The sequence below is a fragment of the Paraburkholderia sp. MM5477-R1 genome (assembly GCF_050436385.1).
Classification (GTDB): Bacteria; Pseudomonadota; Gammaproteobacteria; order Burkholderiales; family Burkholderiaceae; genus Paraburkholderia; species Paraburkholderia tuberum.
The window spans coordinates 161,942-183,654 of sequence record NZ_JBNDMC010000004.1; the positions used below are offsets into that span (position 1 = coordinate 161,942).

A 21,713-nucleotide genomic window follows, 5' to 3' on the forward strand; every position below is an offset into this window, starting at 1 on the left:
ACATTATGACTGTAGTGTCAAAGGGTCTTCCGCGCGTGCGACAATCGCGGTGACCTGTGCCCCCACCGATTCACGCTCAAAACATGACGACGACCCTGATCGCTCCGCGCCCGCTCGACGCACTCGACCTGCCGCCCGATCTTGACGGTCGCCACGGCGTCAACCGGGCGAACGGTCGCCAGCAGATCACCGCAGCAGACGACCTGAGTGCGATACGCGCATGGCTCGCCCGTGTCGTCGACACGAAGACCACTTTCGAGAACTACCGCAAGGAAGCTGAGCGGCTCCTGTTGTGGTCCATCGTGCAGCTGGGCAAGCCTTTGTCATCGCTCACGCACGAGGATCTGCTCGCCTACAGGCTATTCCTGGGGGATCCGCAACCGCGTCCGCGCTGGGTGTCCGATGGCGGGCGCAAGTTTCCGCGTCACGATCCGCGCTGGCGGCCGTTTTGCGGGCCGCTCGCAGTCTCGAGCCAGCGCCAGGCGATGGTGATCCTTAATGCGCTGTTTGCGTGGCTAGTCGAAGCTGGCTACCTGGCCGGCAACCCACTGTCGCTAACGCGCCAGCGGTCCCGCCGTCAGGCGCCGCGCATCACCCGTTACCTGGAGCGCGATCTTTGGCAGGAGGTCAAGGTTTATATCGACGGCCTGCCCCGTGATAGCGATCGGGAACAGGAACGTTACTGGCGCGCTCGATGGCTTTTTACTTTGCTCTACCTGGGCGGCCTGCGGATTTCGGAGGTCGGCGGCAACACGATGGGCAAGTTTTTCTGCCGGCGTGACAACGAGGGGCACGAACGGTGGTGGCTGGAGGTGCTTGGGAAAGGTGACAAGGAACGACTCGTTCCCGCCTCCGCCGAGATGATGGTCGAACTCGCGCGCTACCGGCGCGCGCGCGGGCTTGCGCCACTCCCGTCCTCGCACGAGGACACGCCGCTGGTGTTGCCGCTCGGCAAATCCATGAAGCCTCTCACGCGGGCCGCGCTGCACTCGATCATCAAAGGCATCTTTGCTGGCGCAGCGGACAAATTAAGGCTTCGCGGTGAGGACTATGCCGCGCGTGCTACGCATCTCGAGCGCGCATCCGCACACTGGCTGAGGCACAGTGCCGGATCCCACATGGCCGACGGCAATCTCGATCTGCGACTCGTGCGAGACAACCTCGGGCATGCATCGATTTCGACGACGAGCATCTATCTTCATAGCGACGACGACACCCGTCACCGCGAGACAGAAGAGAAGCATCGTCTGGACTGGTGAAGTGCGGATTTCGGGCCGGACAGCATTTCACGGGAAAGCGAGACGGCTCCAGCCGGACCTCTGTGCGTGCCGCTTCGGAAAGGATAGGCTTGGGGCCGACTATCTGTTTAAGCACGAACGACCATGCCAATAATTCGGCATCGTTAGTTATAACTGCCGTGCAATGGCAATACGGTCGGCGTGCAGAGTGTTCAGTATGATTGGTACCGCTCCCCGAGCCCGCAATCGGTGTCGATCTCAGCGACCGATTGCTCCAGCTCTCATCTCTCCGCCCTGGCAGCAAAACAAGGCACGGCGTCCAGGCAGTCTCCCCGCCTGCCCTATTCGGTATCTGATGCCAACAGGACTGCGACCACCATCGCAGTAACACTGATGTCGCCACTACGATGCACACGCAAGGGGTCGGTCAATGCAAGGTCGCCGTCAGAACTCACATCGCGCCTGCGCCCCGTGGGCGTCAGCCGTTCTGTTGGCGCCAGGTTTTCATTCAGCACGCACAGATGCCGCTGCCGGTGATGTTCGCCATTGAGCTGTGGCTGTGCTTTTCTAACGATGCGGTCCGTTCGACCACGGGCGACGACTAATCGTAGAGGCTCGGCCTTCCCTTCCGAATCCCGGTCCAGCACCACCCATTCCCGTTCCGGAATGTCCACCACGGGAAACGGCATCCACACAGGCCTCGATCTGCCGGTGACGTCGTCGGCTTCGCGCAGATAGCAAAAAAAGCTGTCAAGACACGCGCGAGCGAGCGCATGGAGAACTACCCAGCGATCTGCCGCCGTGCTCCAATGTGCGAGGCCGACTGGCGCAAGAAGCGAGAGCCAAGCCAGAATTCCCAGCGGCCCGTGTTCACTCCGAGCTAACAGATGGGATGGAATGCGGACGCCTTCCCATTTTGTTCGCTATCTGAGTAGTGCGTGCGCAACCGGACAGAATTGTGTCGTCGTTCTGGCATCAAGGCACCACGTCAAATGGCGGGCCGCGCTGACAGAATAGGAGCGATGCCCGCGTCCAACGCAGCGAACGACGTACCGCTTTATCGCCTTATAGCAGGCGAGCGCGTCGATCGTTATGTCCTCGCCGGGATGTGAACGGGGCGCGCCGCTCCCGGACGTGCCGTCACGGTCGTAATACCGTGCCAGTACATGCCGGCTGGCGTCTGTATCGCCCCGAACGACCCGCTGGCAGAAGTCCTCGCCGGGATCCAGGCCGCTCCCACAATGCGGCGCAGAAGCGAGCCATGAAAGCCGTTCCGCAATTTGACCAGGTAATCGCAACAGTCGCGCTACGTTTGGAGACCGGCGTCCAAACCAACCCCGGCTAAGACGGAAGTCCTCGGCAATCGCCGCTGAGCAACTGCTTGAGTGTCCAGGCGCACGAACGAATCTGCATCCAGACTTCGAGTACGGTGCGCGTCTGCTGCCAGGGATGTCGGTATTGGTCCGCCAATCACACCCTTGACTCGACGCCGGGCCTGTTCCCCTTGTCGCGGCGGGGCGCTTGCGGGCGAGTGTTCATCGTGCTGGTTCCTGCTGCCAGTTCAGAATCCAGCATTGATCTCTCCCATTGCGTAGCAGTTGGCGCGGGCGTCGGATAGTGCGTGATGCCGGCCGCCATGCGCACGGTAATAGCTTTCCAACCGGACGAAGTCGATCACCTCGCCAACGTGGCAAGCCTGCCAGCCGGCGGGCGGCCCATCGAGCAAATCGCACAGCAGCTCCCAGTCGCCCCCGTAGTCGAAGCACAGCATCCGCTCCGGTTCGTTGGCGAACTGATCGAGCCATCCGAGCAGCGCGACGCGCAGCGCCTCGCGCGTATACAAGCGGCCCGCATGCTGGCCGAGCTGCGGCAGAACAGCCGCGCGCACGAATTCGCTGCAGCTGGAAATATCGAAATCGGACCGCTCGCCGTAGAACTCGCGGCCGTCGTCGAAGTCGGTGCCAGTAGAGCATCGGCGGCAGGTACAGCGGAACCCTGATGCGTCACTTTATTCTGGCGGTTGCGATAGCGGCGCATCCGTTCGGCATGCGCGAAGCGGCCGTGACGACTGCGCTGATAGCGCTGGCCGGCCACGCGCATGCTGGCCTGGCGTGCGACCTCAGAACAGTCACCGTCGCAGTAGATCTGGCCGCGGTCGCAACGGCGGCAAACGACGACCTGCGCCCGGCAACGGGCGCACACGAACAGACGGCCTGTGTCCGGCATCGGCAATCCCCGTCAATGCCGAAACGGTATCGACGGGAATAATGGGTCGTGCCATACTGGCCCGGCACCCGTGCCCCGTGCGCGTGTGGGGCTCGACATCGGAGTGAACTTGGCGGTTTGAGCCGGTGTCGAGCCTGTTTCTTCGGCGGTAAGCCTTCTTCTACCGCATCCCGACTTCAGCGTCACCTCTTCCTGAAGCAAGCCGAACCGGCTGCGTCTGCACGCGCCCTACGGGCTCCTTCCGACGCAGCCGGTGCCGCCTCCTGCACTTCACACAAACCATTACCAAACCGCTCAGCAGACCTGGACCATTCGGTATCTCTGATCGATGCCGCCGTCTAGTGTCGGTTTCTCACAGCCGTTCACACGGGCCCGGCGCGCGTGCTTCGGTGAGCTGGTGCAGATCGACGGCAGCGACCATCGCTGGTTCGAGGACCGGGCGCCCGGCCTGCACGCTGCTGGTGTACGTCGATGACGCCACGAGCCGCCTGATGATGCTGCATTTCACGGCGACCGAATCGACCTTCAGCTACTTCGAGGCGACGCGCGCGTATCTGGAGCAGCATGGCAAGCCGGTGGCGTTCTACAGCGACAGGGCCAGCGTTTTTTACGTGAAGCGACGCTCGGAGACAGCGGGCAAAGGTGTCACGCAGTTCGGCCGGGCGATGTACGAGCTGAACATCGACACGTTCTGCGCGAACTCAAGCCCCGCCAAGGGGCGCGTCGAGCGCGCCCACCTGACGCTGCAGGATCGGCTCGTCAAGGAGCTCCAGCTGCGCGGCATCAGCACCATCGAGGCCGCCAACACCTGGGCGCCCGCCTACATGGCAGCCTATAACGCGCGCTTTGCGAAGCCGCCGCGCAGCGCTTTCGATGCGCATCGACCCGTGCGCGCCGACGAGAATCTCGACGCGATCCTGACGTGGCGGGTTCTGCGCAAGGTCTCGGATTCACTGACGCTGCTGAACGACCGCGTGATCTGGCTGCTTGACGATACGCCGGCCACCCGCAGGCTGATTCACCGCTACATCGACGTGTGGGAGTATCCGGACGGACGCCTCGAGATCCGCGCCGATGGTGTCGCGCTGCCCTGTGTCCAGTACGACAAGCTTGCCGGGATCGACCAGGGCGCGGTGGTGGAGCACAAGCGTCTTGGTCATGCGCTGCAGGTCGCCCAGGCGATCCAGGCACAGCGCGACAACCGCCGGATATCCGGCTCACCGTCACGCACGAACCGCGGTGAACCCGTGCGTACGAAGGCGCGGCTGCCTGGCACGAGGAAGCAGCGCGAAGTCACGCTCGAGGACTGGAATGCGGCAGTCATGGGGACACACCAGAACCCGCGAGGCTAGGTGCTAAAAACCCCTCCAGAGAGAGATAAAAGGACTGCCAAACGACCCTAACCCACCACCCAAAACCGACCCTCAACCCCGACATCTGTATCTTGCTGGAACCCCGACATTTCAATCTGGCTTGGACATTAGGGTCGCGATGTAATTTCGGATAGACCCGGTTTCCGGACGCGCTGTACATGTCCAGATCGTTTGTAGTGTGCGTTGCTGCCCCTAATTCGGCCCGACCTCGCGCTAACGTCTATCCATTCCACCTGTAGGGGCAGTCGGGAGGCGACGATGGAGCATTGGGTCAGAGTACACAACGAGAAGGACCGGCAAACGATGGAATGGCTGCGCCGGAATATTGGCGACGCAGCCATCGCTGCCGCCATCCAACGATGCGAGAACTCGGGCAAGCCGTATCTTTCCGCCGTCTGCCGGCAGCTGCGCGTCCGTGTTCCGGAGTTTCCTCTGCCACGGCGGGAAAGCCCAAGCCCGGTGGCGGAACAATCTCTCGCTACCATCCGGCACATCCTCGCAGCGCGCAACGCCTTGACCGTCGCGAAGCCGATCAGTGCACGCCAGAAAGCGACTCCAACCCCATTCGCCTGATCGAGACGGGACAATGCGTCCTTTGACGCGATGCTTGTGCGACGCTGGAACAGCGATTTTCGGACGCGGGCATGGCAAACAGCTCAACGTCATCTGGATGGACCAGTCGCAAACCCCCAAGGGTTGGCCCGAATTCCATGAAGAAGTTTTCGGGGGCGCCTTTACTGACGTCAGGACTACATCATGAGTCTGGCCGGGAATGCCGGATTTGTCGCAGGTCAAATTCTCGGTCAGGACGGAGAGATTCTGGCAACCGTCGCTCCTTTGAAAAGCGTTCGCCTTCGCGGATGAACGATTCGTTTTCCAGAGCCGTGAACGGCCAACGTTCGCCGGTCCCCGCGCGAAAGCGTGCTGACTACGTTCCTCCGATCAGTGGGTCGTCCTGGTCGATTCGCCATTTGGGTCCAGCTGTCTACAGGCACTCGGTATCAACGATTCAGACAGTGAGCACCGGGGCCGCACAAGTCCGTCCTGGATACGCCGGACGCAAACGGCGCAACAGGGCCACTTCCCGCGCCGGCGGATTTCCCCGCAGGAAACTTGCGCGGCTCGCCACCACGAAGCCAGCGGCACACCCCCGGGGGCGCTCCTGCCCACGAACGCAGACCACTATAGCTTTCAGTTTATGACGTTTGCTCCCGGACGCCTCGTCCTTGCGCTGGCGAGATCGACATCGGGCTCATCGCCTCACCTGACCAAACAGCCGCGGATCCAGCGTAAAGGGCTCGCTGCTGATGACCCTGACGCTTGCCATCTCCGGATGCATCGGGTTCAGCAGCAGATTGAAATCACTCGGACAGACGACCGACGGTACCCGCAACGCCAGCTGCTCGCCCGCTTCGAGCCATTGCCGCCCAAGCGTCCTTGTCGCCGCGGGATCGCGCGTCAGGTCTGCCCAACCTTCTGGCACATCCGGGACGAACGCGGCGGCGTCGACGGCGTCTGGCACCTCCAGCGTCACCAGGAAATATCCCCCGGCCGGCAGCAAGCCCGCCATGTGCACCAGCGCCTCCAGCAGCGCTGTCGACGCGTGGCAGCACGTGTACAGTACCCGCATGCCACGCGGGTTCCAGCGGCCTCCGGCGATCGCCGCACCGTTGCCGCTCAGATCATCGGCGCGGTAATACCCGCGCCGTTCCTTCGCCAGACGGTAAAGCCTCATGCGGACACGCCGTGGATGACGCGTAGCAGAATTTCACGCACGCGATCGTACCCCGGCTGTGAGTCGAGTACTTCGAGCGGGCTGAGCCCACCCAGCTCCGCGTTCGATCGCTGCATCCATTCGGTGGCCAGCGCCGGATCCTCGAACACCTCGACAGCAAGCTGGCGCACATAGAGCACGCGCGCGACGCGATCCGACTCGGCTGGCGACAGGCGCTCCTCGCGCGCCATCTTGCGCAGGATCGTCGAACTCGGCAGATTCAGGTTCGCCAGCAGCGTCTGCACGGGCACGTGCAGCAGGTCTTTCGCAACGCGTTCGATGATCGCCGCTTCCATGCCTTCGCGGATCTGCCGGCGCTGCTCGAGCGGGTCGAACTCGACGAGGAACGTTTCGATATCGTCAGGGTGGGCGCCGGACCGGCCAGAGCCGGCCAATGCCTTGCCGGTATGCGCTGCGGCCGGGTGACGGCCTGACGGATGATGCACGGCCATGATGTGAGCCTCCCAGATGAGAACATCGTTATTCTCATTCTAGATTACTCTCAAACGGGAATCAAGATTTTCCCATTTGGTAACCTGCTACGCCGGCCGGTCCTGGCGCCGGAGAGTGAAAAGCCGCCGCAGCTCGTCGCGCAACTCCGAGATATCGAGGACATGCTGCGCCCGGGTCACGGCCACATAGAGGAGGCGGAGCTCATCGTCGTCCGGCATCGGGCTGCCATCGGCACCGCGCAGGCGGAAATCGTTGGCCACCTTGACCCGCTTCCATTCGAGGCCCTTGGCACGGTGCACGGTCGAAATCACATAGTCGGCGTCGCCTTCCGCCGCCGAGCGCTGTGCCAGCGCCCGCAGATAGCCCGTACCGAGTTCGTCGACGATGCGCACAACCGGCAGCAGGTCCTGGCCAAAGGCACTGCGCGCAAACGCCTGCGCATCGCTCCATGTCTCGAACAGCGAAAACGCCGCCGGGCCGAATGCCCGCTCGCCGGCAAGCAAGCGGTCCGCGCCGTCAGCGTAAGCGAGAATCTCGGCCGGACTCATGCGGATCGCAGGTCGATGTCCCGCCTCGAGTCCTGCGGCGAACTGCCAGATCGCCGTGACATTCTTCCGGCACAGGATTGCGTCGACCGGCGGCGCAAGCGCGGGATCGTCCACCAGGATCGAGCCGATGGTTTCCTGTCCCCGGAGGGGCGTGAGCTCACCGAGAAGTGCGAGCAGGCGACTGGCGAGCGCCGCGAATTTTGCGCCAAAGCGGAACGACTCCGTGAGCGCGCATTCGGGTGCGTCGATCTGCGCCATCGCATTGATTGCGCCCCGCCACTCGTAAATCTGCTGGTAAGGATCGCCCACGTAGATAATCTGCGCGTGGCGCTGCCGGCCAAGGACCGACAGCATCACACCGTCACTGTCCTGCGCTTCGTCGAAGAGGATGAAATCGGTCTCGATGCGTGGCTCCGAAAGCGCCCATAGCTTCAGGAGCACGTCAGGCGAAATGGCGCTCCCCGCGTGGGCAGCCCTGCTCTCTTCCCACAGACGCCGGACATAGGGCAGCAGGTAGGTGCGCAGTTGCGCGGCCAACATTTCGTCGATCTTTTCGTCGACAACAATATGCTGCGCTGCCGGCTGGATGTCAGCGGACCGGCAGAACCTGTCCCGCCCATCGGCAATCATCCGCCCGATCTCGAATGGAGCGATTTCGACGGCCGTGCCCGTTACTGTCCGCACTTCCAGCGGGCCCAGCCCGTAACGCGCGGCCAGTTCGTGCGGTGGCTCGCCCTGAAGGCTCATACGATTTCGGAGCGACAGGCTGACGGAGGCCCACGCCAGCGAATGCATCGTCCTCGAGCCAACGTGAGACGGGAAACGCCGGGCTGCATTCGCCGCGATTTCCCGGTTGAACGCGAGGTACATGCCGCGCCGATGGCCGAAGTGCCCCGCCACGAGCTGGAGCGTGGAGGTTTTGCCCGCACCGGCAAATGCCTTGATCTTCAGATCCCCGACTCGAAGCGCCGCCTCGACGACGGCTTGCTGCTCTTTCGTTGGAATAAAGCTCCTTTTCACGCGATTCCAGACGTCATGTGCGCCCGCTCCTGGCGATATGGGGTCGGCGATTTTCGCATGGCCTGTAGCCGGTCGGGCAAACCAGCGGGGGTCGCGTCACCAGAACCTTCGCTTTGATAAAAAGGGGATGGCGGGCTGGCACGGTGAAAGCTGACAGCACCCGTCACGTCTGAACAAGCTCAAGCCCGTTTTCGGCACACCATTGCGTCAGCGCGCTTTCGACAGCATCAGCTTCAAACGAATACCAGCGCTCCAGAACGCCTTCATGCTCCAGCAAATCCTTCGCGCATAGGCCCCTTGCCGTCGGAAAAATGCTTCGACCTGCTCGTAATGCGCGGGCAACTCCTGTGTGACAAAGCGCAAGGCGAGACGTCTTCCCAGATCAAGCTCGTTCTTATGCGGTATGGCAAGGTAGCGATCTGAAGTTTCAAGGTCGTCAGGGACCTCCTCGTCGAACGCGTCACTGGAATCGGAAGTCCACCAGATCTTGCCCGTATCGAGCGAGACATACGCGTTATGCTCCATTGGCGCCGCGTAGCTGACGAAATCGAAAGCCAAAGAAAGATCGTCGAGTCTGACTGCGATCATGGCTCTGCTCACATAGGTTGAACGTGCCACGTGACATGCCGGCTCAGGGCCGGATATGCCGTCCGTATCGCCGCGTCGGCGACGCGAGCTAAAGCTCTTCGCTCGGGTCAGCGATATCGAGCCGGAATTGCCATCCTTCCATGCTCATGAGCATTTGCCCAAGATCGTCCCACGAGACCTCCTTGCCGTCGACCACCGCGAGTGGCAGGTACCCCGCCTGCGACTCATCCCATTCGATCCGTCCGCGCACCGTGCTGTCAATGATCCGGCGCTCCCGGAAATCGATGTGCCTGACCGATAGCGCGCGTCGCATCCTTTCGACCAGGCGTCCGAGCAGCACGAACACATTGTCGTCAGCTTCGCCGATCAGCTGGAACCGATAACCGGTGCGAAGTTCTCCGCGAAGCTCAAAGGCATCCAGTGCAATCCGGTCGCCCAGGAGCCGGAGCTGGAAATGGAACTGGTGGGCCTCCCCCTCGCAGTCAATCATCCGGATGGGGTCAAGCCGGACATTCTCGAAATCGGTGAATCCGGTGGACTCGGCTATCCTGGCGTTGAAGCACGAAGTGCAGAGCAACTCATAGCTGCCTTCGCCGGAGCCGCAGTGGATGGCGTCCCAGGGCGGCGTCGGGTTGCCGCATTGTTCGCATCGCTCATGTGCCATGTCGTGCCTGCTGTATTGGTTCTTCCTGCGATCGCCAGGATGTTGGTTGCCGGTGCCGTTCTTGACACGGTTGATCGCCCGTTGACGGCAACATGCGGCCCCGCGAAGACGCATTTGGGTGCGCAGCAACTGGCGGTCGGATGCCGCTATTTTGACAGACACTGCGAACTGCTCCTAACTGGCGCCGGGCGTCTTGCGCCGCGGGACCCGGACGGTGACGCCATCCATGATCGACGCGTTCGATGAGGTCGCACTGCACAGTGGCTTCCGTGCGGAGGCGTTACAGGGCTGATATGCCCGAAGCTCGTTAGCCGGCACCGCACCGATGCCACATACATAGGAATACGAAGCAAATCGCGATCATTTCTTTTATGTCAAATTGCGGTCATGGATCGGTGGGCGCCCCACACAGGCGCCCATATTTACCGCTCTACCGGCACCACTTCTGAGGCCAGGCCTCCTTCTGTCCCTGTCGTTCAGTTGCCGGTACGCCGATACCGCAACTCCCTCTGGCTGCGAATGGCGGCCACCAGCACAACGTCCAGCTCAGCCACAAAACGATACAGCGCAAGATAACCATGCGCTCCATTCGAAATGACCAGCTCGCGCATTGCGCCGGGGCCACTAACAGGCCGTCCAATTTGAGGACTCGTCTGAAGGATGTCTAACGCGCGAACGATATCGTCAATGTGTTTTGCGGCGCTCGCGGGGTTGTGTTCAAACAGGAAGTCAAAGATCCGGTCAAAATCATCGCGAACTTCAGGCGCAAGAACTATTCGCGCCATCGCTTGACCTTCGGTGTTCCCGGATCGCGCCCTGCGGCCCGCTGGCCCAGATAGTCGCGCATGTCGGCCCACTCAATCCCGAGGCCGTTCTCCAGCATGTTTGCGAGGCGATCGTTACCTTCAGTGAGGAATTCGCGACGCAGTTCTTCGCTGGTGACCCTCTCGGCAATCGCCTCCAGCATGAAGCTGTGGACTGTAGTTCCCGATTCTTCAGCAAGTCTCGAGATCCGCTCGCGGAGTTCCGGCGGAAGGCGGAGCGTGGTGGTAGACATAGAGACCTCTCATGTGTCACATCTGTGCTACATCATACTCTCTCAAGTTTGCCAGTGCACGCAGTCGTCCAAACTGAAGCGAGGGAACCAAGAAAAAAGGGTCGCATCAGCATGAGGCTTAGTCAGAACCGGACATTCACATCGTGGAGATGCGGTCGGAGTCAGGGTAGAAAGCGCGAAAATCCGCTCGCTAAACCACGTCCAAACTATGCCTGAGCTTGGCGGCGGAGCGGACTGACAGGCGCCGCCGCCGGCGAAACCGATTCAACCAGCCCAAGCTTCGCTACCATCCAACGGCGCGGCAGAACCACGAAGCTTTTTTCCCCGGGAGCTTCACTACATGCCTGGATAGTTCGGCCCACCGCCACCTTCAGGCGTGACCCAGACGATATTCTGCGTCGGGTCCTTGATGTCGCAGGTCTTGCAGTGCACGCAGTTCTGCGCATTGATCTGCAAGCGGTCTTCGTTTTGCTCGTTCTTCACGAACTCGTAGACACCCGCCGGGCAGAAGCGTGACTCCGGCCCCGCGTAGGTCTGCCAGTTCACGTTCACCGGCACCGACGGATCTTTCAGCGTCAGGTGCACCGGCTGGTTTTCTTCGTGATTGGTGTTCGAGATGAACACCGAGGACAACCGGTCGAACGTGAGCTGCCCGTCCGGTTTCGGATACGTGATCGGCTTGCACTGCGAAGCCGGCTTCAGCATTTCATGATCGGAATGCTGATGGTGCAGCGTCCACGGCACGTTGCCGCCGAGCAGCTTCTGCTCGATGCCGACCATCAGCGTGCCGAGGTAGAGACCCTTACTCATCCACTGCTTGAAATTGCGCGCGCGATACAGCTCGGTGTAGAGCCACGACGTCTTGAACGCTTCCGGGTACGTGCTCAGCTCGTCCGCCTGGCGGCCGGCCTGGACGGCGTCGAACGCGGCATCGGCGGCGAGCATGCCGGTCTTGATCGCGGCGTGCGAACCCTTGATGCGCGACGCGTTGAGAAACCCCGCGTCGTCGCCGACCAGCGCACCGCCCGGGAACACCAGCTTCGGCAACGACATCAGGCCGCCCGCGGTGATCGCGCGCGCGCCGTAGGACACGCGCTTGCCGCCTTCGAGAATCGCGCGGATCGCCGGATGCGTCTTGTAGCGCTGGAATTCCTCGAACGGCGACAGATACGGATTCGAATAGCCGAGGCCGACCACGAAGCCGACCACGACCTGGTTGTTGTCCATGTGGTAGAGGAACGAGCCGCCGTAGGTGTCGTTTTCGAGCGGCCAGCCAGCCGTATGCATCACCAGACCCGGCGTGTGCCTGGCGGGATCGATCTCCCACAGCTCCTTGATACCGATGCCGTACACCTGCGGATCGACGCCGTCGCGCAGCTTGAACTTCTCGTTCAGCTGGCGGCCGAGGTGGCCGCGCGCGCCTTCGCAGAACAGCGTGTACTTCGCGTGCAGCTCCATGCCGAGCTGGAAGTTTTCGGTCGGTTCGCCGTCCTTGCCGATTCCGAGGTTGCCGGTCGCGACGCCCTTGACCGAGCCGTCGTCGTTGTACAGCACTTCGGCCGCCGGAAAGCCCGGGAAGATCTCGACACCCAGCGCCTCGGCCTGCTGACCCAACCAGCGCGTGACATTCGCGAGGCTGATCACGTAGTTGCCGTGGTTCCTGAAGTTACCCGGCAGCGCCCAGACCGGCACGCTCTTCGCGCCCGTTGCCGACAGAAACAGGAAACGGTCCTCGGTCACGTCGACCGTCAGCGGCGCGCCTTTTTCCTTCCAGTCCGGAATCAGTTCGTTGATCGCGCGCGGGTCCATCACGGCGCCCGACAGGATATGCGCCCCGATCTCCGAGCCTTTTTCCAGCACGCACACGCCAAGCTCGACGCCTTGTTCGGCAGCGCGCTGCTTCAGACGAATGGCGGCCGACAGGCCCGCAGGGCCGCCGCCGACGATGACGACGTCATACTCGATCGGCTTTGTTCGGAAGGGTCCGAGTTTCCCTGCTACAGGCGCAACTATCCATTTTTGCAAGAAACCGGCCTGCCAAACGAGTTCCATCGGTTAAGGAGGTTGGCGATGACCACACCCTCGCGTTCCTGTGACGCGGGTTGTCGTGTCAGCAGGGACGAGCCGATGCATCTCTTGATCCGGGAGATCTGCGCTTCGACCAGCGCGCGTTGCCCATAGCCATATTTTTTGTGGAACGCATAAATGCCTTTTTCCCTGATGTAGCCAACGATCCTGTCATGCCATTGAGTCCGTTCTTCGCCGTGCACCACCGCATGAGAAGGCGGTGGAATAACAGGCAGCGCGCCTGATCGCGACAGGGCTTCGGCCCGCTCGATGCTGTAGTAGGCGCCGTCTGCAATCACACGGTCAACCCGGATGTCGGCGGGCAGGACACAGTCCATCCCTTCGCTATCCGAAACGTCCGTGCCGGTGATGGCGATCGCGTGAACGTTCATGTCCGCGTCAATCGACAGGTGCATCTTGCGCCACGGCGTTTTCGCCGCCTTTTTGCCGTACTTCTGCTCGTACCACTCACTGGCCCGACCAAAACTCATCCCTGTGCTGTCCACAATGATGCTCACGTCCTCGCCGTCGGCCAGTCGTCTGGCCAGCCGTTCGCAACGCTGCGTGACCTTGACCTCCAGCGCGGCGAACAGATCACACAGGTGGCCGAAGCTGGGAACCCGAATTTCCAACCCATGGCCGGCCCAGTAATCTTCCATATAGCCGGTGATCTGCCGCATCCCCCAGCCGAACAGGCGGTAGAACGTATAGAGCAGCTCAACGTACGCCCGGGTGTACGACGGCAGCCTGCCCGAGACGCCACGCACGTACGGCGACGCCGTGATGAATTGCGCCTTGAGATCGCCCTCGGGGAAATAGAGGCTGATTTTTCCGCGCTTCTTCAGGCTCTCGTTGTATTCACGACAGTTCATCACCCGGTAGGCGGGCTTTTTGCGCTTACGCTCCTGACCGTCTTTGAGTCTGGCTTTGTACGGCATCCACGTCTTTCCGGGTCTCTTGAGCTTACAATTTTACAACGACTAGGCACCCTTCCGAACAAAGCCCTCCCGACCCAATAACAGTCACGTTTGCCGAAAAGAGAGCAGCGGCCGAATGTGTACAGAAGATTTGCCCCGGGTGGCAGGCGTTTGACCGATCTGCCGGGTACGTCGACTGGTAACAGAGGAATTGCGACGCTCCGGCGCCAAGCGCCACCTGCGATACTTGAGTCGATGCGTCAGCATCGCACCACATCGGTTCAAATATGCACTTATTGCGTGCATCTGTTATTGATGCGCTTCCGCGGCGGGCCGAACTTCTCGCGGGCTCGTTCGTAATCGCGATCTGCGCAAGGGTTCGCACCCAACCCATGCGGATAAAAACGTTGGTGCATTTTTTGCTTTAAAAATATTGTAAGGTGTGGGGCAGGTGCAGGTCTTGTGTGACGCGAGGAAGATGCAAACCTACCTGTCCACTATTGCTGCAGGCTTCAGGTTCGCGGGTTGCTACACAGCGCCCACGAAGGTGCTGCCCGACTGATTCAGCACGGTTGTGGCGCTGCTCGAATCATCGGGGAGATAGCTGCGATTGTCGTGCCTAGGGCGGACCGCCAGGTCGCCGGTCAAGCTTTGAGAAGGAGTGAATGGTATGCGTTCCGGAAGATCGCCGAAGGGTGCCACGCGAGGCTTTATTATCCCTATTGGCGGCGCGGAAAATCGGGTTCGGAACCCGGTTATTCTGCGCCGTTTCGTGAAACTTTGCGGTGGGTCGCGCGCGCACATTGCGGTCATCCCCACTGCCTCCTCGCTGGATGACACGGGGGATCTCTATGAGTCGGTGTTCCGCGATCTCGGCGCTGACCGAGTCAGTATCCTGCCATTCAAGACACGCCGCGACTGCGAATCGGACAGATACCTGAAGGTGCTCGATCACGCCGACGGGGTCTTCATGACCGGGGGCGACCAGGTACGCCTCGCCGAGATGCTGAGCGACACGCCGGCGGCGGAGAAGCTTCATAGCCGTAACGCACACGGCATGCACGTAGCCGGGACCTCGGCCGGGGCCTCCGCCATGTCAGCTGCCATGATTGCCGGGGGGAAGAGCGGGGCCACGCCCCGCGCCGGGATGGTCGACCTGGCACCGGGCTTGGGGCTCATCAGCCGTTTTGTTATCGACCAACACTTTGGCCAGCGGGATCGGCTCGGACGCCTGCTCACGGCAGTGGCTTCCATCCCGTTCGGGGTGGGCATTGGGCTGGACGAGGATACGGCTGCGTTCATCGGTCCAGACGAAATGCTGGAGGTGGTAGGCAGCGGCGGCGTCACCATCATCGACGGGTCGAATCTGCGCAACTCTGCAGCTGATTCCGTTCGCCATGACGACCCGGTAGGCTTGACCGGAATACGTCTGCATATCCTGGTTGATGGCAATATGTATCATCTCGGGACGCATAGCCTGGTAGGCGGTACGTTGTCTGCGCGGAGTTACGTCCCCAGTGGATCGAACGCTACTGCTCTGACCTGATCGGCTAGAAGAGGCAAAAGCCGGATCATCCACGAAGCGGGGCAGCGCGTATCTGTGCTGCCCCGCTCCACGTTCCGCTTGCCGATATAAAATCGCATATCATGCGTCAACCCCTCGAAGACGCGAAGATAAGACGTCAGCTGATTTTGAGCCCGGCAGCAACAAAACTCCGGCCGGAAAAGTGGGGTACGTGGTGGCTGCACGAGACTTGGGCTACTTCAAGATTTGGCCACTCTATCGGAGTGAAAGTTGAGTTGTGCAAAGGCGCCCATTGGCGGTACACGAGGCTTTATCGTCCCCATCGGGGGCGATGGAAGGCTAGTACGAAACGCTGCCATCCTGCGCCGCTTCATCGAGATTTGCGGCGGCTCCCGCGCGCATATCGGCATCATCCTTACGGGCTCCGCGACCAAGGACGCCGGCCGCCGTTATGAAAGGGCGTTCCGTGATCGGGGGGGGGATCGGGTCAGTGCCCTCAAATGTGAGACCCGAACCGACTGCGAGGCGAAGCGAAACCTGGACATGCTCGATATTGTCGACGGGCTTTTCCTCACGGGGAGCGACCCGGTCCATCTTTCCGAGACGCTAGGTGGTACTTCGATGGCGCAGAAAATTCGCAACCGGAATGCACAGGGTATGCACGTGGCCGGCACCTCCGCTGGCGCAGCATTCCTGCCCGGGCAGATGATTGCGGCCGGTGAGAGTGGCACTACGCCGCGTGCTGACATTGTTCAATTAGCGCCGGGCTTGGGCCTGATCGAGCGGTTGATCATCGATCAGCACTTTCGCCACCAGGACCGGCTCGGGCGTCTGCTCATGGCCTTGACTTACAACCCACTTGCCATCGGCATCGGCCTGGATGAAGACACCGCCGCCTTTATCGGTCCGGATCAGAGGCTGCAGGTCCTGGGCAGCGGCGGCATCACCATTGTGGACCCCTCCCAACTGCAACACTCCGCCATACATCCGGATCGCCGCCATGCCCCAGTAAGCGTAGTTGGCCTGCACCTGGACATACTGGTTGAAGGCAGCCTGTACGATTTAACAGCGCATATGGCGAGCATAAGGCGCTAATTTCGCATTCATCCCGTCAGGGAGCGACTAGTGCAACGAGGCCTCCCGGAGAATCTTGATCTGAATGTCAGGTACGAAAAGGTCCGAATACATCAGATCGTTACCGACCTTTTCCCAAGAGTCGGGCCTGCATATCTCGCACATCTTTTCCGTCCTGCTGTTTTCTATATAGATCCACGATAGAGCGCCAAAAAACCTTTCGTGCCTTTCCGGCAGATTGTCCGATGAGCTTTCCATAGGTACCCATCCTACCGCGGGGACATAGAACTCTACCCACGCATGATCATAATCCGGTACACAGACCGAGTTGACCCTTGCATATCTCAGTTTGTACTCGGGAACCTTGAAATCCCCGACCGGCCTGCATGCCACCCCGCAAAGCCTCATTAATCCTATCAACAGCTCCATGTACTTTCCGCAAGTCCCTTCGCCGCTTCTCAAGGTCTCAACGGGACTTGTATACGTGTTGTTGTAGCGGTACGCCAACCTGCTATAAACATATTCACGCACGGTTTTCGCAATCTTGACTACATTTCCGCGCTCTTTTCTCGGGATCGCCGAAATCAGGTCCGCAGCAATGCGCCTTAACTCTTGCCTATCCATATCGTACCTGAGCTCTCTCTTAAGAAATCGCGTCTTAATTTCGTCTGGATAGCCTGAATCCGGGACATTCAACTTGAACCTTATCCCATATAGTTCAATTACGGCGCTGTAGCCGAAGTAACGGCGTTCTTTATCAAGCTCAACGCCCCTGAAATCGAATTCCGCAATCTCGTTGCCGCTTTCGTCCCTTCTTATAATCCCAGGAACATCTCCAATAATCTTTACTGATTTCACCTTCTGCCTTCGCGTCTCGACCGGAATCGACAACCTGACGCACATCTTGACGCCCTTGATCCTTTCCAGAATATCATGGGCAGGCTTGAGCATTTCGGCATAAGAAAATTCCACTTCGTAACCATCCGAAAGCCCGAAATTTCCAGCCGTACCAAGCCCCATTATTTTATAATCAAGTTTCTCTATAAAGCCATCTGAAATGTTCCTGTTGAGTTTTATATTTGGACTGTTGTCGACAGCCGGCTTCGCGCCCGCATCATCAAAGACGTCCCAACTTTTCTGATTGTAGTATATATAAATGCCAGATCTTTGTATATCTGATGTTTTAACTGAAGCTATTCCAGACGCCCCCTCATGGGGTGTCGTCAGCGATGCCAAATGAGTCCCGTCAAGACTGTATATATAAATGGCCCGACTAATGTCACTCAATATGAAGAGGCGATCCCCATGCAAGGTAATATCGTTTATTCTATTGCCCACATCCACTGACCGTATTGGCCGATCCCCATCCAGAATGAACAGGATCCCGCTACTATCAGCCACGTAATATCTACCGCCTTTCCAATATAGACCGACAACATCTCTTGCGTCATTGATTGTGACGGTGTCCATAACTTCATAGACCATCCCATTTTCTATCCCGAGCGCATAGATTCTATTAAAACGCGAATAATTTATAATGCCATCCGGTCGCATACATATGGCACCTGCCCCCTTGAATTCGTTGAAGCTTTTGAAGTTGACAACTCCTTGAAAGAATCCCGTCCGAACGTCAATTTTGCCAAGAGCCCCAAGCTCCGGATCTACGACGAAGATCGCATCTTCCTCATTGCTATCTATAGAGGTGATGTTCTTTGCAAAGAGCGGTTTTATCGAGGTGATCACAAATCCCCCGGATCATTCTGATCGGTGAGGCATGGGCCGGGCATACGCCCGACCCATTCTCTCCAAGTCTTGTCGGAGGCGGCGCTTGAAACCGCAACAGAGCTCCTTGAGGGTGTGCGCTGCGCCTTCTGCGCACAAGCGCACCAAGACCGCTAATGCTGTCGGCCTCTCGACGTTTCCCGCTCCCTGCCTCTCACGTTTTCCCGCTCCCTGTCTCTCAGGTCGTCTCGCTCCCTGTCTCTCAGGTCCTCTCGCTCACTGCCTCTCAAGTCTTCTTGCTCACCACCTCTCAAGGCCTCTTGAATAAAATCGGCAAAGTCCGAGAGATGCCTTAGATTTGAATCCAGAGGATTGCGCGAAGACCCGCTCATTGCTTCATGACGTATCAGGTCCAGGGCGATTTCGACGGCCACCCTCCGCCTCGAGGAGGCATCCAGCGTGGCGTCGTTATCGTTGTAGAGAAGAAATTTCTGTTTCTCATCCATTTTGAGTCTCCAAGGTATTGAACTCCATGAAGGACGGACCTCACGCTTCATCCGCCCTGGAGCCCTGTCACCAGGTCCGCTTGCGACCGCCTGGCAGGTCGTCGTAACCACGGCGAACAGTCATTCAGTCTTCAATCTCTCGCGCCAACCGCACGCCGCGCCCGTCACGAATGATCTCCATGCTACTACTGTCCCACCCGAACCCGCCCAGGTCGTCTTGACGGATCTTGACTGGGGTCGGCCTTCTCTCAATGGCGTGCCCTGTTTGCGCGTCTGGCCTGAAACGCACGATCTGCTCCCAGGCACGTGTGTAGTCTTCGCTCAACAAGAGGAGCAAGTCGCCAGGCCCGGCCATTTCGAGCGCCGACTGATTCGCCGTCTGCTCATCGGCTATGACCTCGATCTGCTCTGCCCCGACTCCATTCTTGCGTAGTGACTCTCGCAGCATTTCCGGCACTTCAAGGTGATCCCGCCCACGCGAGTCACTGTCCCTGTGACAAATGTAGTGCTCAAAGTGTCCCGCCGCGATACGGCCGATCTCCAGGATGTCCTCGTCACGGCGGTCGCCGGGAACCGTCAGCGAAACGATCTTCGCACGCTCGGCTCCCAACCGGTCTACCAAACCGCACATGGTTTTCACGGCCGCGGGGTTATGGGCATAGTCCAAAATCACCCTGAAGGGATGCTGATCGTAGATGTTCAGGCGGCCGGGGGTCTGGAGGAAGGTGTTATCAAAGGTGCGCAGGCCACGGCGGATGCTCTCGAGATCGATCCCGAGGCCGTGGGCGAGGGCCGCAGCGAACATCGCGTTCTGCACATTGTGGAATGCGAGCCCCTGCACCGTGGCCGGGATCACGTGAGTCCACAACAAAGGAAAACGGTGACCGCTGTCCCACAGGCAGACCATGTGGCCGTTTATCTCTTCCTCCAGCACGACCGCCACGCCGCCCGCCTGGACGTGCTCATTTACCAAGGGGTGAGCCGCGTTCATGGTCACGTAGCCCAGGCGGTTTGCGTGACTATGATCCGCCATCTTCAGGCACAAGGCGTCGTCAGCGTTGAGGACGGCCATCTCCTTCGCCACCTCGACGACGATGCGCTTGACCTCCGCCATTTGCTCCACCGTTTCGACCCCGCGCAGGCCTAGGTGATCGGCGGTCACATTGAGGCAGCCCGCCACGCTGCATTCCGGATAGCCCAGACCCCGCCGCAGCAGGCCGCCCCGGGCCGTCTCCAGTACGGCGGCATCCACGGCGGGGTCCGCAAGAATCATGCGGGCGGACGTCACTCCGGTCATGTCACCCTTCACAGTCAACCGTCCGTCGAGATAGATGCCGTCGGTGGTGCCCAAACCCACCGTGTACCCCGCCAGTTTCAAGATATGAGCGAGCATGCGCGAGGTGGTGGTCTTGCCATTGGTGCCGGTAATGCTGGCAATGGGAATGGTGCTTGGAGCACCGGGTGGAAACAGCATATCGATGATGGGACCGGCAACGTCCCTGGGCGTTCCTTCAGTGGGCGCCAGATGCATCCGTAGACCCGGGCAAGCATTCACCTCGCACATGGCCCCGCCGGTCTCACGATATGGCGCGGAGATATCCGTGGTAATGAAATCAGCTCCCCCGACGTCCAGGCCGATGGCCCTGATGGCCCGGACGGCCATCTCCCGGTTGTCCGGGTGCACGCTATCGGTAACATCGATGGCGGTGCCGCCGGTGGAAAGGTTGGCGGTGGCGCACAAGTAGACGATCTCGCCCGCCACAGGCACCGTCGTGGGACCATAACCCTTGTCAGCGAGGAAGCGTTCTGCCACGCCGTCGAGCTCCACGCGGGTGAGCACGTTTTCATGTCCCGCACCCCGGCGTGGATCCTTGTTAACCTCGTCCACCAACTCCTCGATGGTGTGAACACCGTCACCTGACACATGTGCGGGGATGCGTCTGGCAACCGCCAACAATTGATCATTGACGACCAGCATGCGGTAATCAGACCCCGGTATATAGCTTTCGACGAGCACTGCCTCGCTGTACTCCTGAGCCCTCTCAAAAGCGAGCTCCACCCGCTCCGGGGTTGTAACCTGAACCGATACACCCTGCCCGTGATTAGAGTCCAATGGCTTGATCACAACGGGATAGCCGATCTGTTCGGCACTATGGACGGCGTCGCGGGCGCTATAGACCTTGCGCTGCCTCGGCACCGGCAGGCCCGCGTCACGCAGGATCCGGTTGGTCTCCGCCTTGTCCGAAGCCAGGTCTACCGCGATCTGACGGGTCTCGCTGGTGAGCGTCGCCTTGATGCTTTTCTGGAAGCGGCCGTAGCCGAGCCGTATCAGGCTGCCGCGGTTTAGGCGCGTCCATGGAATCGAGCGCTTCATGGCGGCGCTCACCAATGCGGCGGTGCTAGGTCCCACGTCGCAACCCCGCGCATAACGGATGAGTTCATCCAGTTCATGTTCAAAGTCGAAAGCGTCATCGAAGTTCCGCTCCGGCTTCAGCTTCAGGTCTTCAGGAAGCAGGTGCTCGAGCAGGGCCAGGGAAAGGTCTCCGGCTTGCCGACCGACATCCTCGTCCAGGTATTCGTAGACTATGTCGTAATGCCCGCGCGGCCCGGCGGCGCGCGTCTTGCCAAAACTCACATCCGAGCCTGCCACCTTCTGCAGTTCGATCGCTACGTGCTCCATGACATGGCCCAGCCACGTTCCTTCGCCTTCGACCATGCGCCGCACGAACCCACCGGGGGCCTGATAGGAACAGCCATGTTCCCGAAGGCCGGGCAGATAGCCAAGGAGACGTTCGATGAAGCCTTGGCCGAGGCGCCCGGTTGGCCACTCTTCAAGCACCCCCAGATCGATGGTGTACCGAATGACCGGGAAATGGGCATGAATATTGGGTCCTTGATAAGCGATGAGTGACTTGACTTCCATTTCATGACCTCCTGCAGTCTCGTTTCAGGTCATTGGTC

19 protein-coding genes and 1 pseudogene are annotated in these 21,713 nt (G+C 60.2%); 6 read left to right on the forward strand and 14 right to left on the reverse strand.

Translation table 11 applies throughout. From position 1 onward, the window contains the following. The first annotated feature begins 83 nt into the window (after positions 1-83). A complete protein-coding gene (locus OKW35_RS11120; protein WP_429551975.1) occupies positions 84-1,259 on the forward strand; it encodes a tyrosine-type recombinase/integrase in 1,176 nt (391 codons plus the stop codon). A gap of 320 nt (positions 1,260-1,579) precedes the next feature. On the opposite strand, the gene OKW35_RS11125 is transcribed toward OKW35_RS11120, so the two are convergent. Beyond that, a complete protein-coding gene (locus OKW35_RS11125) occupies positions 1,580-1,927 on the reverse strand; it encodes a hypothetical protein (protein WP_429551976.1) in 348 nt (115 codons plus the stop codon). 872 nt (positions 1,928-2,799) lie between these two features. Further along, positions 2,800-3,126: a hypothetical protein gene (locus tag OKW35_RS11130; RefSeq protein ID WP_429551977.1), complete on the reverse strand. Its 327-nt coding sequence runs from the start codon at positions 3,124-3,126 to the stop codon at positions 2,800-2,802. Positions 3,127-3,236: 110 nt separating this feature from the next. On the opposite strand from OKW35_RS11130, the gene OKW35_RS11135 reads away from it, so the two are divergent. From OKW35_RS11135 to OKW35_RS11145, 3 genes and pseudogenes are all read left to right on the forward strand, one after another. Beyond that, complete coding sequence (locus OKW35_RS11135; protein ID WP_065851693.1) at positions 3,237-3,506, forward strand: hypothetical protein; 270 nt, start codon at positions 3,237-3,239, stop codon at positions 3,504-3,506. A 325-nt stretch (positions 3,507-3,831) separates the two neighbouring features. Beyond that, positions 3,832-4,816 (forward strand): annotated as a pseudogene (locus OKW35_RS11140) (ISNCY family transposase); the annotation flags it as partial. A gap of 279 nt (positions 4,817-5,095) precedes the next feature. Next, a complete protein-coding gene (locus OKW35_RS11145) occupies positions 5,096-5,410 on the forward strand; it encodes a hypothetical protein (protein ID WP_018420327.1) in 315 nt (104 codons plus the stop codon). A 679-nt stretch (positions 5,411-6,089) separates the two neighbouring features. Here OKW35_RS11145 and OKW35_RS11150 read toward each other — a convergent pair. The 9 genes from OKW35_RS11150 to OKW35_RS11190 form a co-directional block, all read right to left on the reverse strand. Beyond that, positions 6,090-6,572 carry an RES family NAD+ phosphorylase gene (locus OKW35_RS11150; RefSeq protein ID WP_429551978.1) on the reverse strand — a complete coding sequence of 161 codons (483 nt, stop codon included), beginning with the start codon at positions 6,570-6,572 and terminating at the stop codon, positions 6,090-6,092. Then, positions 6,569-7,063 (reverse strand): antitoxin Xre/MbcA/ParS toxin-binding domain-containing protein, encoded by a 495-nt coding sequence (locus tag OKW35_RS11155; protein WP_018420329.1) that lies wholly within the window; start codon positions 7,061-7,063, stop codon positions 6,569-6,571. The genes OKW35_RS11150 and OKW35_RS11155 overlap by 4 nt, the downstream gene beginning before the upstream one ends. An 87-nt stretch (positions 7,064-7,150) precedes the next feature. Then, positions 7,151-8,632, reverse strand: coding sequence for a UvrD-helicase domain-containing protein (locus tag OKW35_RS11160; protein WP_429551979.1), 1,482 nt, complete (start codon positions 8,630-8,632; stop codon positions 7,151-7,153). A gap of 207 nt (positions 8,633-8,839) precedes the next feature. After that, entirely contained in the window at positions 8,840-9,220 is a 381-nt protein-coding gene (locus OKW35_RS11165) for a hypothetical protein (RefSeq protein ID WP_429551980.1), read from the reverse strand. A gap of 88 nt (positions 9,221-9,308) precedes the next feature. After that, positions 9,309-10,046: a DUF7686 domain-containing protein gene (locus OKW35_RS11170; RefSeq protein ID WP_429551981.1), complete on the reverse strand. Its 738-nt coding sequence runs from the start codon at positions 10,044-10,046 to the stop codon at positions 9,309-9,311. Between the two features lie 314 nt (positions 10,047-10,360). Next, positions 10,361-10,669, reverse strand: a complete 309-nt coding sequence (locus tag OKW35_RS11175) for a type II toxin-antitoxin system RelE/ParE family toxin (RefSeq protein ID WP_187639667.1) — start codon at positions 10,667-10,669, stop codon at positions 10,361-10,363. Next, positions 10,657-10,941 (reverse strand): CopG family ribbon-helix-helix protein, encoded by a 285-nt coding sequence (locus tag OKW35_RS11180; RefSeq protein ID WP_429354597.1) that lies wholly within the window; start codon positions 10,939-10,941, stop codon positions 10,657-10,659. Before OKW35_RS11180 ends, OKW35_RS11175 begins: the two co-directional genes overlap by 13 nt. Positions 10,942-11,277: 336 nt before the next feature. Then, on the reverse strand, positions 11,278-12,954 hold the full coding sequence (locus OKW35_RS11185; RefSeq protein ID WP_429552140.1) for an electron transfer flavoprotein-ubiquinone oxidoreductase: 1,677 nt from the start codon (positions 12,952-12,954) through the stop codon (positions 11,278-11,280). Beyond that, a complete protein-coding gene (locus OKW35_RS11190) occupies positions 12,951-13,946 on the reverse strand; it encodes an IS5 family transposase (protein WP_429551982.1) in 996 nt (331 codons plus the stop codon). Before OKW35_RS11190 ends, OKW35_RS11185 begins: the two co-directional genes overlap by 4 nt. A 649-nt stretch (positions 13,947-14,595) precedes the next feature. Between OKW35_RS11190 and OKW35_RS11195 the strand changes: the two genes are divergently transcribed. Further along, positions 14,596-15,471 carry a cyanophycinase gene (locus OKW35_RS11195; protein WP_429551983.1) on the forward strand — a complete coding sequence of 292 codons (876 nt, stop codon included), beginning with the start codon at positions 14,596-14,598 and terminating at the stop codon, positions 15,469-15,471. Between the two features lie 249 nt (positions 15,472-15,720). Then, positions 15,721-16,545, forward strand: a complete 825-nt coding sequence (locus OKW35_RS11200) for a cyanophycinase (protein WP_429551984.1) — start codon at positions 15,721-15,723, stop codon at positions 16,543-16,545. Between the two features lie 27 nt (positions 16,546-16,572). On the opposite strand, the gene OKW35_RS11205 is transcribed toward OKW35_RS11200, so the two are convergent. The 3 genes from OKW35_RS11205 to cphA form a co-directional block, all read right to left on the reverse strand. Then, positions 16,573-18,267 (reverse strand): transglutaminase domain-containing protein, encoded by a 1,695-nt coding sequence (locus tag OKW35_RS11205; RefSeq protein ID WP_429551985.1) that lies wholly within the window; start codon positions 18,265-18,267, stop codon positions 16,573-16,575. 152 nt (positions 18,268-18,419) lie between these two features. Further along, positions 18,420-18,752, reverse strand: coding sequence for a hypothetical protein (locus tag OKW35_RS11210; RefSeq protein ID WP_429551986.1), 333 nt, complete (start codon positions 18,750-18,752; stop codon positions 18,420-18,422). 124 nt (positions 18,753-18,876) lie between these two features. Beyond that, entirely contained in the window at positions 18,877-21,675 is a 2,799-nt protein-coding gene (cphA, locus tag OKW35_RS11215; RefSeq protein WP_429551987.1) for a cyanophycin synthetase, read from the reverse strand. Positions 21,676-21,713 lie beyond the last annotated feature (38 nt).

Bases quoted from the DNA above. Each gene is read 5' to 3' on its own strand.
- OKW35_RS11165 (WP_429551980.1), bottom strand. From the start codon at position 9,220: ATGATCGCAGTCAGACTCGACGATCTTTCTTTGGCTTTCGATTTCGTC.
- OKW35_RS11155 (WP_018420329.1), bottom strand. From the start codon at position 7,063: ATGGCCGTGCATCATCCGTCAGGCCGTCACCCGGCCGCAGCGCATACC.
- OKW35_RS11210 (WP_429551986.1), bottom strand. From the start codon at position 18,752: ATGGATGAGAAACAGAAATTTCTTCTCTACAACGATAACGACGCCACG.
- OKW35_RS11195 (WP_429551983.1), top strand. From the start codon at position 14,596: ATGCGTTCCGGAAGATCGCCGAAGGGTGCCACGCGAGGCTTTATTATC.
- OKW35_RS11120 (WP_429551975.1), top strand. From the start codon at position 84: ATGACGACGACCCTGATCGCTCCGCGCCCGCTCGACGCACTCGACCTG.
- OKW35_RS11150 (WP_429551978.1), bottom strand. From the start codon at position 6,572: ATGAGGCTTTACCGTCTGGCGAAGGAACGGCGCGGGTATTACCGCGCC.
- OKW35_RS11125 (WP_429551976.1), bottom strand. From the start codon at position 1,927: ATGCCGTTTCCCGTGGTGGACATTCCGGAACGGGAATGGGTGGTGCTG.
- OKW35_RS11190 (WP_429551982.1), bottom strand. From the start codon at position 13,946: ATGCCGTACAAAGCCAGACTCAAAGACGGTCAGGAGCGTAAGCGCAAA.
- cphA (WP_429551987.1), bottom strand. From the start codon at position 21,675: ATGGAAGTCAAGTCACTCATCGCTTATCAAGGACCCAATATTCATGCC.
- OKW35_RS11180 (WP_429354597.1), bottom strand. From the start codon at position 10,941: ATGTCTACCACCACGCTCCGCCTTCCGCCGGAACTCCGCGAGCGGATC.
- OKW35_RS11145 (WP_018420327.1), top strand. From the start codon at position 5,096: ATGGAGCATTGGGTCAGAGTACACAACGAGAAGGACCGGCAAACGATG.
- OKW35_RS11135 (WP_065851693.1), top strand. From the start codon at position 3,237: ATGCGTCACTTTATTCTGGCGGTTGCGATAGCGGCGCATCCGTTCGGC.
- OKW35_RS11175 (WP_187639667.1), bottom strand. From the start codon at position 10,669: ATGGCGCGAATAGTTCTTGCGCCTGAAGTTCGCGATGATTTTGACCGG.